Source organism: Streptomyces graminilatus, from assembly GCF_001418565.1.
GTDB lineage: Bacteria > Actinomycetota > Actinomycetes > Streptomycetales > Streptomycetaceae > Streptomyces > Streptomyces graminilatus.
This window is the reverse complement of the sequence record NZ_LIQQ01000335.1, coordinates 1-16,285: the sequence shown is the minus strand read 5'-3', so window position 1 is coordinate 16,285 and position 16,285 is coordinate 1. Positions and strand designations below refer to the sequence as shown.

11 protein-coding genes and 2 pseudogenes are annotated in these 16,285 nt (G+C 71.6%); all 13 read left to right on the top strand.

What is annotated here, in order from left to right:
- A pseudogene (locus AOK08_RS47615) lies at positions 1 to 542 on the top strand (sugar kinase); the annotation flags it as partial.
- Between the two features lie 72 nt (positions 543 to 614).
- Positions 615 to 1,952 carry an ABC transporter substrate-binding protein gene (locus tag AOK08_RS27155; protein WP_055530843.1) on the top strand — a complete coding sequence of 446 codons (1,338 nt, stop codon included), beginning with the start codon at positions 615 to 617 and terminating at the stop codon, positions 1,950 to 1,952.
- Between the two features lie 2 nt (positions 1,953 to 1,954).
- Positions 1,955 to 2,899 (top strand): carbohydrate ABC transporter permease, encoded by a 945-nt coding sequence (locus AOK08_RS27150; protein WP_055530841.1) that lies wholly within the window; start codon positions 1,955 to 1,957, stop codon positions 2,897 to 2,899.
- Between the two features lies 1 nt (position 2,900).
- Entirely contained in the window at positions 2,901 to 3,797 is an 897-nt protein-coding gene (locus AOK08_RS27145; protein WP_055530839.1) for a carbohydrate ABC transporter permease, read from the top strand.
- Positions 3,798 to 3,804: 7 nt separating this feature from the next.
- Positions 3,805 to 5,070 carry a 6-phospho-beta-glucosidase gene (locus AOK08_RS27140; RefSeq protein ID WP_055530837.1) on the top strand — a complete coding sequence of 422 codons (1,266 nt, stop codon included), beginning with the start codon at positions 3,805 to 3,807 and terminating at the stop codon, positions 5,068 to 5,070.
- Entirely contained in the window at positions 5,061 to 6,032 is a 972-nt protein-coding gene (locus AOK08_RS27135; protein ID WP_055530834.1) for an N-acetylglucosamine kinase, read from the top strand. The genes AOK08_RS27140 and AOK08_RS27135 overlap by 10 nt, the downstream gene beginning before the upstream one ends.
- A 276-nt stretch (positions 6,033 to 6,308) precedes the next feature.
- Positions 6,309 to 7,781 carry a hypothetical protein gene (locus AOK08_RS27130; protein WP_422125775.1) on the top strand — a complete coding sequence of 491 codons (1,473 nt, stop codon included), beginning with the start codon at positions 6,309 to 6,311 and terminating at the stop codon, positions 7,779 to 7,781.
- A gap of 116 nt (positions 7,782 to 7,897) precedes the next feature.
- A complete protein-coding gene (locus AOK08_RS27125; protein WP_055530847.1) occupies positions 7,898 to 8,956 on the top strand; it encodes a glutamate ABC transporter substrate-binding protein in 1,059 nt (352 codons plus the stop codon).
- A gap of 87 nt (positions 8,957 to 9,043) precedes the next feature.
- Positions 9,044 to 10,369, top strand: a complete 1,326-nt coding sequence (locus AOK08_RS27120; RefSeq protein ID WP_055530832.1) for a hypothetical protein — start codon at positions 9,044 to 9,046, stop codon at positions 10,367 to 10,369.
- Positions 10,369 to 12,888, top strand: coding sequence for a serine/threonine-protein kinase (locus AOK08_RS27110; protein WP_079054296.1), 2,520 nt, complete (start codon positions 10,369 to 10,371; stop codon positions 12,886 to 12,888). Before AOK08_RS27120 ends, AOK08_RS27110 begins: the two co-directional genes overlap by 1 nt.
- A gap of 12 nt (positions 12,889 to 12,900) precedes the next feature.
- Positions 12,901 to 14,316, top strand: a complete 1,416-nt coding sequence (locus AOK08_RS27105) for a PP2C family protein-serine/threonine phosphatase (RefSeq protein WP_107101058.1) — start codon at positions 12,901 to 12,903, stop codon at positions 14,314 to 14,316.
- A gap of 159 nt (positions 14,317 to 14,475) precedes the next feature.
- Positions 14,476 to 15,822 carry a vWA domain-containing protein gene (locus AOK08_RS27100; protein WP_055530827.1) on the top strand — a complete coding sequence of 449 codons (1,347 nt, stop codon included), beginning with the start codon at positions 14,476 to 14,478 and terminating at the stop codon, positions 15,820 to 15,822.
- A gap of 112 nt (positions 15,823 to 15,934) precedes the next feature.
- A pseudogene (locus AOK08_RS27095) lies at positions 15,935 to 16,285 on the top strand (FHA domain-containing protein); the annotation flags it as partial.

Here is a 16,285-nt window from a genome sequence, read left to right as displayed (position 1 = left end):
TCGGCGGGCGGCTGCACCGGGGCTGGACCGGCGGCGCCGGTGAGGTCGGCTTCCTGCCCGTGCCGGGCACACCCCTCGTCCGGCAGGTCAGCAGGACCGGCAGCGGCGGCTACCAGGAACTCGCCGGTTCACAGGTCATCCCCCGGCTCGCCCGCGAGCTGGGCATCAGCCCCGTCCCGGACGGCCCGTACGCCGAGGTCGCAGCCGGCCTTGTCGCCCGGGCTGCCGCCCTCGTAGCCCAGGCCGCCGACATCGACGCGGGCCCGCACCGACAGCTCCTCGAAACGTACGCGACCGGCCTGGCCACCGGTCTGGCCTCGCTGGTCTCCGTCCTCGACCCCGAACTCGTCGTCCTCAGCGGCGCCTCCCTCACCTCGGGCGGCGAACCCCTGCGCGGTCTGGTCCAGGCCGAGCTGGAGGAACTGGCCGCCGCCAGGCCCCGGCTGGTCGTGGGCGACGTACGCGAACACCCCGTGCTGCGGGGCGCCCTGGAGAGCGCCCTCGCGACCACCCGCGACGAGGTCTTCGACACCTCCCGCTGAGCCATCCCCGCCACCCTTATCGCCTCTCACCAGTCTCGTGCCCTGCTTCGCCCTGCCCTGGGAGACCTCGCCATGCCCGGAATACCGAGAAAAGTCGCCTTCGCGCTCGCCACCTCCGCCTCGCTGACCCTCCTCGCCACGGCCTGTACCGGCCAGCCCTCGGCCGGCGCCCAGGACGACGCCTCCAAGGACACGACCATCACCTTCTGGCACGCCTGGAGCGCGCCGAACGAGGTGGCGGGCGTGAAGGCGCTGATCGACGGCTTCGAGAAGGCCCACCCCAACATCCACGTCGATGTCGTCGGCAACATGACGGACGACAAGATCAACCAGGCGCTGCGTGCGGGCGGCAGCAAGGCACCCGACGTGATCTCGTCGTTCACCACCAACGGCGTCGGCAAGTTCTGTTCGTCGGGCGCTCTGGTCGACCTGGGCCCCTTCTTCGCGAAGTCGAGGATCGACCCGGCGAGCACCTTCCCGAAGGCGATGAGCCAGTACACCCAGTACGACGGCAACCGCTGCGCCGTCCCGCTGCTGGGCGACGCGTACGGCCTCTACTACAACAAGACCGCCTTCAAGGCGGCCGGGATCACGTCCCCGCCGAAGACCTGGTCCGAGTTCGAGGCCGACGCCAAGAAGCTGACGATCCCCCGGGGCGACACGTTCAAGCAGCTCGGTTTCATGCCGGACTACCACGGCTGGGAGACCACCACCGAGCACTACATGGGCCAGTTCGGGCCGACGTACTTCGACGCCTCCGGCAGGTCGACGATCGCCACCGACCCTGCCGTCGCCGACGCCTTCGCCCTTCAGAAGAAGCTCGTCGACGACCTCGGCGGCTTCAAGAAGCTGGAGAGGTTCCGCTCCGGACTCGGTGACGAGTGGGGCCCCAAACACCCCTTCCAGACCGGCCAGGTGGCCATGCAGCTCGACGGCGAGTGGCGCCTGGGCATGGCCCTGGACGCCAAGCCGGACTTCGAGATCGGCGTCGCCCCGCTGCCCGTGCCCGACGACCGGGCCGACCAGTACGGCAGGGGCTACATCACCGGCACCATCGCCGGTGTCGCCGCCACCAGCAGGAAGCAGAACGCGGCCTGGGAACTGGTCAAGTACATCGCCACCGACACGGACGCGGTGGTCGGCTTCTCCAACGCGATCCACAACGTGCCCTCCACGCTCGAAGCGCTGAAGTCCCCGAAGCTGAAGTACGACCCGCGCTTCAAGACCTTCCTCGACATCGCCGCGAACCCCGACTCGACCACCTCACCGGCCTCGATCAACGGCGGCGTCTACCTCACCACGATCCAGCAGCTCGGCTACGACTACGAGAGCGGCAAGGTCACCGACCTGCGGGCGGGCCTGAAGAAGGCGGCGGCGCAGATCGACACGGACATCGCGCAGGCGAAGTAGCCATGGCCGCCACCCACACCCTGCGGGCCAAGCACCGGCGTTCGAGGCTGCGCACCCTCGCCTTCCTCTCGCCCTGGCTGATCGGTTTCACGGTCTTCTTCGCGTACCCGATGCTGTCGACGGTCTACTTCTCCTTCATGCACTACGACGGCTTCAAGCCGCCGACCTGGAGCGGGACGAAGAACTGGACGTACGTCTTCGAGTCCTACCCCTTCTTCTGGCCCGCCCTGCGCAACACCCTGTGGCTGGTCGTGATCATGGTGACCCTGCGCGTCCTGTTCGGACTCGGGATCGGCCTGCTCATCACGAAGATCAAGACGGGTACGGGCGTCTTCCGCACCCTCTTCTACCTGCCGTACCTCGCCCCGCCGGTCGCCGCGACCATGGCGTTCGCGTTCCTCCTCAACCCCGGTACGGGACCGGTCAACTCGATCCTGGAGAAGATCGGCATCCCGGCGCCGGGCTGGTTCAACGACCCCGACTGGTCGAAGCCGGCGCTCACCATGCTGGCCCTGTGGGGCATCGGCGACCTGATGGTGATCTTCATGGCCGCGCTGCTCGACGTACCGAAGGAGCAGTACGAGGCGGCCGAGCTGGACGGCGCGACGCCCTGGCAGCGGTTCCGGTTCGTCACCCTCCCCAACATCTCGCCGATCATCATGTTCGCCGTCGTCACCGGCGTCATCGGGGCGATGCAGTACTACACGCAGCCACTTGTCGCCGGGAAGGTCGCCTCGGGCGTGATCCAGGGCGCGGGCACCATGTTCGAGCCCGGCTATCCCGAGCACTCCACGCTCACCCTCCCCCAGCTCGTCTACAACCTCGGCTTCCAGCGCTTCGACTACGGCTCCGCGTGTGTCGTCGCCCTGGTGCTGTTCGCCCTGTCGATGGCGTTCACCGCGCTGTTGATGCGGCGCCGGGGCGGTCTCATCCAGGCAGGTGACTGACATGGCCCAACTACTGGAACGGCCGGTGGAGTTGTCGAAGGCTCCCGTCACCGCCGCCGAGCGCACGGCCCGCCGTAAAGCGCTCCTGGAATGGATCGCGGTCCACTCCCTCGGTGTCGCGGCGGCCCTCTTCTTCACCCTGCCCTTCGTGTTCGTGTTCCTGACCTCGCTGATGAGCGACTCGCAGGCCCTGAGCCGGGACCTGATCCCGCACACCTGGGAATGGGCCAACTACCGGAAGGTCTTCGACACCCCGGGCTTCCTCACCTGGTGGAAGAACACGCTGATCTACGCGGGACTGGGCACAGTACTCACTGTCGTCTCCTCGATCCCCGTGGCCTACGCGCTCGCCAAGTTCCGCTTCCGGGGCCGGAATCTGACGCTCATGCTGGTGATCTCGATGATGATGCTGCCGCCCCAGGTGGTCGTCATCCCGATGTACCTGTTCTGGGCGAAGCAGCTGGACCTCTCCGGCACCCAGTGGCCGATGATCATCCCGCTGGCGTTCGGGGACGCGTTCTCGATCTTCCTGCTGCGCCAGTTCCTGACGACCATCCCGAACGAGTACGTGGACGCGGCGAAGGTGGACGGCTGCGGCGATCTGCGCACCCTGCTGAAGGTCGTCCTGCCGATGGCGAAGCCCGGCATCGCGGCCATCGCCCTGTTCCAGTTCTTCAACGCCTGGAACGACTACTTCGGCCCCCAGATCTACGCCTCCGAGAACCCCGGCGCCTGGACCCTGTCCTACGGCCTGGAGTCCTTCAAGGGCGCCCACCACACCGACTGGAACCTCACCATGGCGGCGACCGTGCTGGTCATGGCCCCCGTGATCCTCGTGTTCTTCTTCGCGCAGAAGGCGTTCGTCGAAGGCGTCACTCTTACCGGCGTAAAGGGTTGATCACTTCATGAAACTCACCGTGGTCGGCGGCGGTTCGACCTACACCCCCGAACTCATCGACGGCTTCGCCCGGTTGCGGGACACCCTGCCGATAGAGGAGCTGGTGCTCGTCGACCCGGCCGCCGAACGGCTGGAGCTGGTCGGCGGGCTCGCCCGGCGTATCTTCGCCAGGCAGGGGCACCCCGGGCGGATCGTCACCACCGACGACCTGGACAAGGGTGTCGAGGGCGCCGACGCCGTCCTGCTGCAACTGCGCGTCGGCGGCCAGGCCGCACGGCAGCAGGACGAGACCTGGCCGCTGGAGTGCGGCTGCGTCGGCCAGGAGACGACCGGCGCGGGCGGCCTGGCCAAGGCGCTGCGCACGGTGCCGGTCGTCCTGGACATCGCCGAGCGCGTCCGCCGCACCAACCCGGACGCCTGGATCATCGACTTCACCAACCCGGTCGGCATCGTCACCCGCGCCCTGCTGGAGGCCGGCCACAAGGCGGTCGGCCTGTGCAACGTGGCGATCGGCTTCCAGCGGAAGTTCGCCGCCCTGCTCGGGGTGACCCCGGCCGACATCCACCTGGATCACGTGGGCCTCAACCACCTCACCTGGGAGACGGGCGTCCGCGTGGGCGGCCCCGAGGGCGAGGACGTCCTGCCCCGGCTCCTCACCGAACACGGCGACCGGATCGCCGACGACCTCCGTCTTCCGCGTTCCGTCCTGGACCGCCTGGAGACGGTCCCGTCCTACTACCTGCGCTACTTCTACGCCCACGACAACGTCGTACGGGAACTGCGCACCAAGCCCTCCCGGGCGGCCGAGGTCGCGGCGATGGAGGCGGAACTGCTGCGGATGTACGGCGATCCGGCCCTGGACGAGAAACCGGAGCTGCTCGCCAAGCGCGGCGGCGCCTTCTACTCGGAGGCGGCGGTGGATCTGGCCGCCGCGCTGCTGGGCGGGGGCGGCAGCCCCTACCAGGTGGTGAACACGTACAACAGGGGAACGCTGCCGTTCCTGCCGGACGACGCGGTGATCGAGACGCAGGCGGCCGTGGGCCGGCAGGGGGCCGCTCCGCTGGCCGTCCCGGCCGTCGACCCGCTGTACGCGGGGCTGATCGCCAACGTCACCGCCTACGAGGAACTGGCCCTGGAGGCCGCGCTGCACGGCGGGCGGAACCGGGTCTTCCGGGCACTGCTCGCGCATCCGCTGGTCGGACAGTACGACTACGCGGACACCCTGACCGACACCCTGATCGCGCACAACCGGGAGCATCTCGCGTGGGCATGACCGCACACGTCCTCGCCGTCGACGCCGGCAACAGCAAGACCGACGTGGCGGTGGTCGCCGCCGACGGGGAGGTACTGGCCACGGCACGGGGAGGGGGGTTCCGGCCGCCGGCCGACGGGGTGGAGGTGGCCGTCTCCGGGCTGGCCGACGCCGTCGCCGAGGCCTTCACCGCCGCCGGGGTCTCGTCCGTCGACCGGGTCTCCGCCTGTCTGGCCAACGCCGACTTCCCCGTGGAGGAGGAGCAGCTCGCCGCCGCGCTGCACGCGCGCGCGTGGGGCGCGAGTGTCGACGTACGCAACGACACCTTCGCGATCCTGCGGGCCGGGATCACCGAGCCGCGCGGGGTCGCCGTCGTCTGCGGCGCCGGCGTCAACTGCGTGGGGATGACCCCGGACGGGCGCACGGCCCGGTTCCCGGCACTGGGGCGCGTCTCCGGCGACTGGGGCGGCGGCTGGGGCCTGGCGGAGGAGGCCATGTGGCACGCGGCGCGGGCGGAGGACGGCCGGGGCGGTCCGACGGCCCTGGTGTCCACCCTGCCCGCCCACTTCGGGCTCACCTCCATGTACGCGCTGATCGAGGCCCTGCATCTGGGGTACGTCGACCACGCGCGGCGCCATGAGCTGGCGCCGGTGCTGTTCGCCACGGCGGCGGACGGGGATCCGGTGGCGTGCGCGCTGGTGGACCGGATGGCCGACGAGGTGGTGGCCATGGCCGTGGTCGCGCTGGGCCGCCTCGGTCTCCTCGACGAGGAGACCCCGGTGCTGCTGGGCGGAGGTGTACTGGCGGCCCGGCACCCCCGGTTGACCGACCGCATCACCGAACTCCTGGCCGTACGGGCGCCCAAGGCCCGCGCCCGGGTGGTGACGGCGCCGCCCGTACTGGGGGCGGCGCTGCTCGGGCTGGATCACACCGACGCCCCCGCCGAGGCGCACGCGCGCGTGCGGCGCTTCTACGAGGTCTGACCGGCTTCGTCACGAGGTCTGACCGGCTCCTTCTACGACGTCTGACCAACTTCGTACGGGAACCGAACAGATTCCCCCGGCGTATTCATGGGCAGAGGGGTGGTGCGGAGAGCGTGCGTGTGTCCTGCTGCGGGACAGCGCGCCGCGACACCGCATCACCCGCTGCGGCACAATGCGACCGCGCTGCGATCCGATCAAGATCCAGCCAAGGTCGGTACGGATTGTCAGTACCGGGCGCGATACTGGCGATGACGGATGACCATGGGGGAGGTCACAGTGACATCTACGAGCAGTGCGGCACCACTGTCGCCGGGTTCGCCGGGCGGCGCGGGCGCGTCCGGCCCGCCCGGCACGTCCACCGCCCCGGGTCTGCCCGCCATCCCCTCGCAGACGGGCCGGGGTTCGGCTCCCGGTGTCCCCCAGCCCCCGCGCCGCACCGCCTTCGCCGAGGGCGTCGACCGGCTGCGGGCCTCCGCGACCACCGAGCCCGGCCGGCTGCGGATCATCGGCGCGCTGCTCGCCGCGCTCGTCGTCGCGTTCGGTGCCGTCACCGCCTGGCAGATGACCGACCGTTCGTCGGCCGCGGACGACGTCCTGCACAACAGCCAGCCCCTCAGCTCCGCCGCCGCCGACATCTACAGCTCCCTCGCCGACGCCAACACCGCGGCCTCCAGCGGTTTCCTGGCCGGCGGGGACGAGACGGCGGCCTCCCGCGAGCGCTATCAGAAGGACATCCGCAACGCCGCCGCGAAGCTCTCCGCCGCCGCGACCAACTCCGAGCCGGACTCCGAGGCGGCGAGGACCATCGCCGATCTCAACGAACGGCTGTCGGAGTACACGGGCTACATCGAACGGGCCCGCGCCAACAACAGACTGGGCTTCCCGGTCGGCGGCTCGTATCTGCGGCTGGCGAACGAGACGATGCAGGACCGGATGCTCCCGCAGGCGGAGAAGCTCTACGCCAAGGAGAACCAGCGGCTCGCCTCCGACTACGCGGACGCGACCTCTTACCCCTGGGCCGCGATCGGACTGGGCGTCGCCGTGCTCGGCGCCCTCGGCTGGGCCCAGCGGCGCAACTACCGGCGTACGAACCGGGTGCTGAACCACGGTCTGGTGGCGGCGACGGCCACCGCGACGGTCGTCCTGCTGTGGCTGGTCGCCGGGCAGAGCTTCGCCCGCTCCGGCCTCAACGACTCCTACGACCACGGCATCCGCTCGCTGAACGTGCTGCACAACGCCCGGATCGCCTCCCTCAAGGCGCGCGGCAACGAGAACCTGACGCTGGTGGCGCGCGGCGCGGAGACGGTCGAGGTCAACGGCGAGGTCGTCGACGCCTACGACCACGACTTCGAGGGCGACATGAACACCCTCGGCAAGGGCCTCGCCCAGGCCGCGCGGCTCGCCGACGACCAGGCGGGCAAACGGCCGGTCACCTCGGCCGTCGGCGGCATGGCGGAGTGGAGGTCCCGCCACAAGGAGGCGCGGGCGGCGTACGAACTGGGTGACTTCCAGCAGGCGCTCGCCCGGGTCATCGGCGACAAGAGCGACAAGCCGACCGGCGAGTGCTTCGACGCCGTCGACACGGCGCTGAAGACGGCGATCGGCCATGAGCAGACGGAGTTCACGAGCGCTGCCGAGGACGGCCGGAACGCGATGACCGGTCTCCCCGTGGGCGCCGCGATACTCGCCGTGCTGGGCGCGGCGGGCGCGGTGCTCGGCATCGGGCGCCGCCTGTCGGAGTACCGCTGATGCGGTACGAGGCGCAGCGACGGGGCACGAGGAGTACGGACGCGGCGCGAAGCGGTGCGAGGGAGCGCGGCGGCAAGGGAGTTCGGGCGATGAGGGCGATGAGAGGGGGCGTGACGATGAACGCACAGCGGCTGCCGCGGAGTTGGCGCACCGGTCTCCGGAGTCTGCGGGCCGGGCTGCGGGGCTGGGGCGGCGTGGGTGCGATGGCGGCCGTCTGCGCTCTCGCGGTGGCTTTCGCGCTGCTGCTCCCGCTGACCCAGTCGCGCGGTGACGGCGTTCCGCGGACGGGTGGCCAGGGGGTCGCCCGGGGCATCCAGGCGAACGTGGCGGCGGAGTGCGCGAACCCGCAGGACCAGAGCCCGGAGCCGTCCTCGCTGGACGGGCCGACGATCTCGGCGATCAAGGCCCGCAAGGACCGGCGGCTGATCGTCGGCGTCGACCAGAACAGCTACCGCTGGGGCTACCGCGATCCGAACGGCGGCCGGTCGGCGGAGCTGGAGGGCTTCGACATCGACCTGGTCCACCGGATCGCGAAGGACCTCCTGGGCGACGCGAACGCGGTCAAGTTCAAGGCCATCCCGACCAACCAGCGCATCCCGGCGATCAAGGACGGCCGGGTCGACATGATCGTCCGCACGATGACGATCACCTGCAAGCGCCTGGCGGACGTGGCGTTCTCCGCCCCCTACTTCCTCACCGGCCAGCAGGTCCTCGCCCCCAAGAGCTCCACGGTCAAGGGGTACGACAGGACGCTCGGCGGCAAGCGGATCTGCACGGCGAAGGGCTCCACGGCGCTGGACAAGCTGACGGCGGACAAGGCCGCGAGGACGGCCCCGGCCGCCACCGCCGACATCGGCACCACCGTGCCCAGCCAGCTCGACTGTCTCGTCCGGCTCCAGCTCGGCCAGGTGGACGCCGTGGTGACCGACGGCGCGCTCGCCGCGAGCCAGGCGGCACAGGACCCGACGGTGGAACTGAAGGGCGACACCTTCACCACCGACTACTACGGCGTGGCGGTGAAGAAGGGTGCGAACGACCTGGCGGCCCGGGTCAATCGCATACTGGAGCGGTACCGCCAGGACGGCGGCTGGCAGGCGTCGTACGACAAGTGGCTGTCGCCGACACTCGGCAGCCGCTCGGAGTCGGCGAAGCCGCCCGTCCCCCGCTACAAGTGACGGCGCACGAACGACCGGCGAGCAGGCCCACGACCCGACCGAACGAGCAACCACACGAACAACCACACGAATCAGCCGAGGTGATCGATGGGCGTCACGGGAGCCACCGGGCCGGTGATGGACCGGGACGAGGTGGACCGTGCGCTGGCGCGGCTCGGCGCGGAGCACGAGGCGATCGAGACCTCGCTCCTCGCCCTCCAGGACCACGCGGGCCGCAGACTCCTCGAAGGCGCCGACCTCACCGGCACGACCAAGGAGCGCTGGACGTCCGCGGACGCGTCGATCACGCTGCTGTGGGCGTACTTCGACGCGTACTCGGACACGTTCCGCTCCGCCCGTGACATCCGTTCGCGCCGCCGCTGGTCCAGCCGCGAGGACCTGGTGGAGCTGACCGAGCTGCTGCGCGGCGAGTGCGTCACGCTCGCGGGCAGCGCCACGGCGACGGCCAACGCGCCCACGCTGCAAGGCACCGGGAAGCTCAGCCAGCGGTACTCGCTGGCCGCCCTGGTGGAGCGGATGAACGAGCTGTACGCGACCTCCCTCGACATGGTCGTCACCGCCGACGCCGTCTGGTCGGCCCTGCCCGCGCGGATAGATTTACTCGCCGCCGAGCTCCAGCGCACCCGCCAGCTCGCGCACTCTGTGGGCGTACGCCCAGGCGAGCACCCGGCGGGCGACGACCTGGAGCGCATCACCCGCACCCTGACCGCCCTGCGCGAGCGGGTGATCTCCGACCCGCTGGCGTTCTGGCTGCCCGCGCAGGGCAGTTCGGCACCCGGCGGCGGCCGTCCGGACACCACGGTGTACGACCGTGAGGCGCGCGCCCTGGAGGACGTGCGCCGGGAGATCGACGCCGTGCTGACGGTCCGCCAGGACGCCGAGGCACGGCTCGTGAAGCTGCGCGACGTGCTGTCCCGCGCGGACCGCACCCTCGCCGAGGCGCGCAGCGCGCGCGGTGAGGTGCTGGCGAAGATCGCCGCGTCGGAGGTGCCCGCCGTCAGCGGCCCGCCCACGGCGCTCCAGGAGCAGTTGGCGATGGCCTCCGACTACCGCAGACACGCCCAGTGGCACCGTCTCTCGCCGCTCCTGGAGGCGCTGGAGGAGAAGGCGGAGGACGAACTGATGCGCGCCCGCGAGTCGTTGACGGCGGTCACCCAGCCGCTCGCGGTCCGCGCGGAGCTGCGCGGCAGGCTCGACGCGTACCGGGCGAAGGTCGCCCGGTACGGTCTCGCGGAGGATCCGCTGCTGATCGAGCGGTACGACGCGGCGCGCCGCATGCTGTGGAGCGCGCCCTGCGACCTGCGGGTCGCGGAGCAGGCCGTGCTGCGCTACCAGCAGGCCGCCGCCGAGTACTTCGGCGGCCCGCGGGTACCCGGCCAGGCCGGACCCAGCGACCGGAGGGGGGAGTACTGATGACCGGGACCGAACAGGGGAAGTGCCAGCGGCCCGACTGCGAGGGCAGTTACGAGGACATGGGCGGCGGTGAGCTGTACTGCGACATGTGCGGGCTCGCGCCGGTCGTGTCGGCCGCAGGCAGGGCCGGCTCGTCCTCGGCCGCGTCCTCGTCCTCGGCGGGGTCGCGTTCGTCCGCGCCGTCCGGCCCGTCGACCCGTACGTCCCGCACGTCGCGCTCCTCGCAGTCCCGCCGCTCCGTCTCCGGACGGCTGTCGCGGTCCCTGTCGGGGAAGTCGACGGGCCGTTCGGTGTCGGTGCGCAGTTCGGGTGCGACCGGCGGGTCCAGCGGGCGCGGGCGGCTGGGCGCGGGCCTGGTCGAGGTGCCGGGGGTGCCGCGGCCCGACCCGCGCGCGATGGTGCTGGAGAACCCGGAGGTGCCCGAGCGCAAGCGGTTCTGCTCGCGCTCCGACTGCGGGGCGCCGGTGGGCCGGGCGCGCGGCGAGGGCCGGCCGGGGCGTACGGAGGGGTTCTGCACGAAGTGCGGGCACCCGTATTCGTTCGTGCCGAAGCTGAACACCGGTGACATCGTGCGCGGCCAGTACGAGGTGGTGGGCTGCCTGGCGCACGGCGGTCTCGGCTGGGTCTATCTCGCCGTGGACCGTGCGGTGTCGGACCAGTGGGTGGTCCTGAAGGGTCTGCTGGACACCGGCGACCAGGACGCGATGGCGGCGGCGATCTCCGAGCGACGGTTCCTCGCGGAGACCGTGCACGCCAACATCGTGCGGATCTACAACTTCGTGGAGCACCTGGACCAGCGCACGGGCTCGCTCGACGGCTACATCGTCATGGAGTACGTCGGCGGCAAGTCGCTGAAGGAGATCGCCAACGACCGCCGTACACCGGACGGGAAGCGGGACCCGCTGCCGGTGGAGCAGGCGTGCGCGTACGGCATCGAGGCGCTCGAAGCCCTGGGCCATCTGCACAGCCGCAACCTGCTGTACTGCGACTTCAAGGTCGACAACGCGATCCAGACCGAGGACCAGCTCAAGCTGATCGACATGGGCGCGGTCCGCAGAATGGACGACGACGAGTCGGCCATCTACGGCACGGTCGGCTACCAGGCGCCGGAGGTCGCGGAGGTCGGCCCGTCGGTGGCGTCCGACCTGTACACGGTCGCGCGCACGCTCGCCGTGATGACGTTCGACTTCCAGGGCTACACGAACGTGTTCGTGGACTCCCTGCCGGACCCCGACCACATCGAGGTCTTCCGCCGGTACGAGTCCTTCTACCGGCTCCTGGTCCGCGCCACCGACCCCGACCCGGCCCGCCGGTTCGCGTCCGCGCAGGAGATGTCCGAGCAGTTGACGGGCGTACTGCGCGAGGTCGTGTCGCTCCAGACGGGGCAGGCGCGGCCCGCGCTGTCGACGCTGTTCGGGCCGGAAGTGAAGGTCACGGACTCGGAGTTGTTCGGCGCGCTGGACTGGGAGGTGTCCCGGCTCGGGGCGCGCGAGGTGACGCCCCGCAGGAAGTCCTCCTCACCGGCCCTCCCCGCCCCGGGGGGAGGCACCAGGGCCCTCACCGGCGCCCCGCGGCTCGTCAAGGCCATCGACGCCGGTGCCGCGGCCCTCGCGCTGCCCGTGCCCCGCGTCGACCCGACCGACCCCAACGCGGGCTTCCTGGCGGGCCTGCTGGCCTCGGCGGCCGGGGAGCTGATCACGGCCCTCGCGGTGGTGCCGGCGCCGTCCACGGAGACCCGGCTGCGCGCGGTGCGGGCCCGCCTGGAGAACGGGGACGCGGCGACCGCCCTGGAGTCGCTGGCCGGGCTGGAGGAGGAGCGGCCCGACGACTGGCGGGTGGTCTGGTACCGGGGCGTGGCCGCGCTGGTGACGGGCGATCACGAGGGCGCCGCGCTGTCCTTCGACGCGATCTACGACGCCTTCCCGGGCGAGAGTCCGCCCAAGCTGGCCCTCGGGCTGTGCGCGGAGGTGCTCGGGCAGCTCGACAACGCCGCCGAGTACTACCGGCTGGTGTGGACGACCGACCCGAGCTATGTGAGCGCCGCGTTCGGTCTGGCCCGCGTCCAGTTGGCGGCCGGTGACCGCCGTAGCGCCGTGACGACGCTGGAGTCCGTCCCGGAGGCGTCCATCCACTACACGGCGGCCCGTGTGGCCGCCGTACGGGCCCGGCTGCGGCAGCGGACTGCCGTCGGTGCCGACGCGCCGTTCCTGGACGATCTGATCGCTTCCGCCGGGCAGGTGGAGGCACTTGGCGGATACGGTCTGGACGCGGTCCGGCGGGAGCGGCTGTCGGCCGAGGTCCTCGGCTGCGCGCTGGACTGGATACTCTCCCAGGGCCAGAGTTCCGCCCCTCCCGCCGTCGGGGGGCGGGTGCTGCTCGGCAGTGACCTGGACGAGCGTGGTCTGCGCTTCGGTCTCGAGCGTTCGTTCCGGACGCTGGCCCGGCTCGCGCAGGGCGGCGAGGAGAGGATCGACCTGGTGGAACGCGCCAACCGTTACCGCCCCCGGACGTGGGTGTAGTTGATGTCCCAGATGCCCCAGCCACCGCAGCCGGCCGCCCTGTCGCGGTGCCCGAGCTGCGCGGAGCCGCTCGAATCGGGCGACCGGTTCTGCGGCGCGTGCGGGTACGACCTGTCGGCCGTGCCCCCGCGTCCCGGTGACGCCCCGACGCTCACCCTGAGCGGCGCCCTCGCGTCCGCGCCGCACCCGCCCGAGGAGATCGCTTCCGTGGACTGGCCCCACGCGCCCGAGACCAGCAGCTCCGGCACCCCCGCGCCCGTACACCTGGCGACCGATCTCCAGGGCACCGACTCGCACGGGACCGCGCTCCCGCCGGCCGTCGGGGCCGCGGTGCCGCCAGCCGTGGGGTCTGCGGCCCCGCCGGCCGTCGGGGCTCCGGTCCCGCCGCCCATCGGGTCTCCTGCCCCGCCGTCCACCGGCGTACGGTTCGACCGGCCGCCCGGCGGCGAGCCCGACGACTACCCGCTCCAGGCGCCCGCCCCGCGCCCCGCGGCGGCGACGCCCCCGGCCGGCACCAAGGTGTGCGTGGCCTGCCGGGCGGGCCGGGTCGACACCGACGGCTACTGCGAGAACTGCGGGCACGCCCAGCCGCGCGAGCGCGACCACATGGAGGACGAGGTCGGCCCGCTCGCCGCGGTCACCGACCGGGGTCTGCGCCACCATCGCAACGAGGACGCGTACGCGATCTCCCACACCACGCTGCCCGACCGGGCACCCGCGCTGGTCGCGATCGTGTGCGACGGCGTCTCCTCGGCGACCCGCCCCGACGAGGCCTCGCTCGCCGCGTCCCGCGCGGCCGGCGACTCGCTGATGGCGGCCCTGCCCCAGGGCACCCACCCGCAGCAGGCGATGCACGACGCGATCATCGCCGCCTCGCACGCCGTGAACGCGCTGGCTGACGGGCCCGGCGGAGCCCGCGAGCACGCCCCGCACCAGAACTCCCCGGCCTGCACCCTGGTGGGCTGCGTGGTCACCCCGACCCTGCTGGTCGTCGGCTGGGTCGGCGACAGCCGCGCCTACTGGGTCCCGCTGGACCGCTCGGCCGCCCCGGCCCGGCTCACCGAGGACGACTCGTGGGCCGCGCAGATGGTCGCCGCGGGCCTGATGAACGAGGCGGAGGCGTACGCCGACGAGCGCGCCCACGCCATCACGGGCTGGCTCGGCGCGGACGCGTACGAACTGGAGCCGCACACCGCTTCCTTCAAGCCGGACCGGCCTGGTGTCGTGGTGGTGTGCACGGACGGGCTGTGGAACTACGCGGAGGCGGCGGAGGAGCTGGCCGAGGTCCTCCCGCCGGACGCCGCCTCGCGCCCGCTGCACGCCGCCCGGGTCCTGGTCGGCCACGCCCTGGACGGCGGGGGCCACGACAACGTAACAGTGGCCGTCGTGCCGTTCCCCGCCCCGTCACAGGGGGCAGGATCGGCCTGAGGGCACTGACACGGGGGTGTCCGCGGCCGGAATCACAGCGGAAGCACGGCGGAAGTACAGCGGAAGGACCGGAGGGGACCGGTCCGCATACAGTCACCGCTCCACGGATGTGGGGTTCTCAGGGTTGTCAGGGTTCTCAGGGGGAGCGAAGCACGCATCATGGCGAATTTCTCGAAGTCGAACGTGCCGCAGTTCTCGGTGGACGTCTACCAGAACGAGTACCTGCCCGACGGCGGCCGTGAGGTCAGCGCGATCGTGACGGTCACCGCGACCGGCGGCGGCACGGTCGGCACCGGCGTCCCGGCGCCGCACCTCTACTCACCGGGCAGCGGTCCGGACGCGGCCGTGGCGATCATGGTCGACTGCTCCGGCTCGATGGACTATCCGCCGACCAAGATGCGCGGCGCCCGGGAGGCGACGGCCGCCGCGATCGACGCCGTGCGCGACGGGGTGCACTTCACGGTGATCGGCGGCACGCACATCGCCAAGGAGGTCTATCCGGGCGGCGGGCGGCTCGCGGTCGCCGACGCGACCACCCGTGAGCAGGCCAAGCAGGCGCTGCGCCGGCTGAGCGCGGGCGGCGGCACGGCCATCGGCACCTGGCTGCGCCTCGCCGACCGGCTGCTGTCCTCGTCCGAGGTCGCCATCCGGCACGGCATCCTGCTCACCGACGGGCGCAACGAGCACGAGTCGCCGGAGGACCTGAAGGCCGCCCTGGACTCCTGCGCCGGCCGCTTCACCTGCGACGCGCGTGGCGTGGGCACCGACTGGGAGGTCAAGGAGGTCACCGCCATCGCCTCCGCGCTGCTGGGCACCGCCGACATCGTCGCCGACCCGGCGGGCCTCACCGCCGACTTCACGCGGATGATGGAGACGGCCATGGGCAAGGAGGTCGCGGACGTCGCCCTGCGGCTGTGGACCCCGGTCGGCACCGAGATCAAGTTCGTCAAGCAGGTGGCGCCCACCGTCGAGGAGCTGACCGACCGCCGCGTCGAGGCCGGCCCGCGCGCCGGTGACTACCCCACCGGCTCCTGGGGCGACGAGTCCCGCGACTACCACGTGTGCGTCGAGGTGCCCTCCGCCGGCCTCGGCCAGGAGATGCTGGCGGCCAGGGTCTCCCTGGTGGTCCCGCAGCCCGACGGCAGCGCACGCAACCTCGGCGCGCAGGGCCTCGTACGGGCCGTGTGGACCGACGACATGGCGGCCTCGACGTCGATCAACCCGCAGGTCGCGCACTACACGGGCCAGGCCGAGCTGGCACAGGTCATCCAGCAGGGCCTGGATGCCCGCAAAGCGGGCGATGTCGACGGTGCGACGGCCAAGCTGGGACGGGCCGTGCAGCTCGCCAGCGCCTCCGGAAACGCGGATACTGCGAAACTGCTTGCGAAGGTGGTGGACGTGGTCGACGCCGCGGCAGGTACTGTGCGACTGAAGGCGAAGGTCGAGGACGCGGACGAGATGACGCTCGAAACCCGGTCCACAAAGACTGTTCGTGTAAAGAAGTAGTCGCACGACGCCGGCAAACGAAGCAGTAACCGAGCAGTAGCCGTAACAAGCGAAGCACTAACCACGCAGTACCGAACAAAACGTAGCGAAGAGGAGAGGGGGAAGCGCCGACATGCCGACCTGCCCGAACGGACACCAGTCGGGTTCCGACGACTGGTGCGAGGTCTGCGGTCACCGCATGGCCGGTGCCGTGCCCCCGCCCCCGCCGCCACCCCCGGCGCCCGGATACGGCTACCCGCCGCCGGGTTCCGGCACCGGCGCGCCCGGCAGCCGCTCGCACCTGTCCGCCGTGCCGGACGCCCAGCAGGAGCTGTGCCCGCAGTGCCGTACCCCGCGTGAGGGGGGCGCTCCGTTCTGCGAGGAGTGCCGGTGGAACTTCCTGACGAACACGGCGACCTCGTACACCCCGGCCGCCCCGCGCCCGCCGGCGCCCGGACCCGGCCAGGGTCAGGGTCAGGGTCAG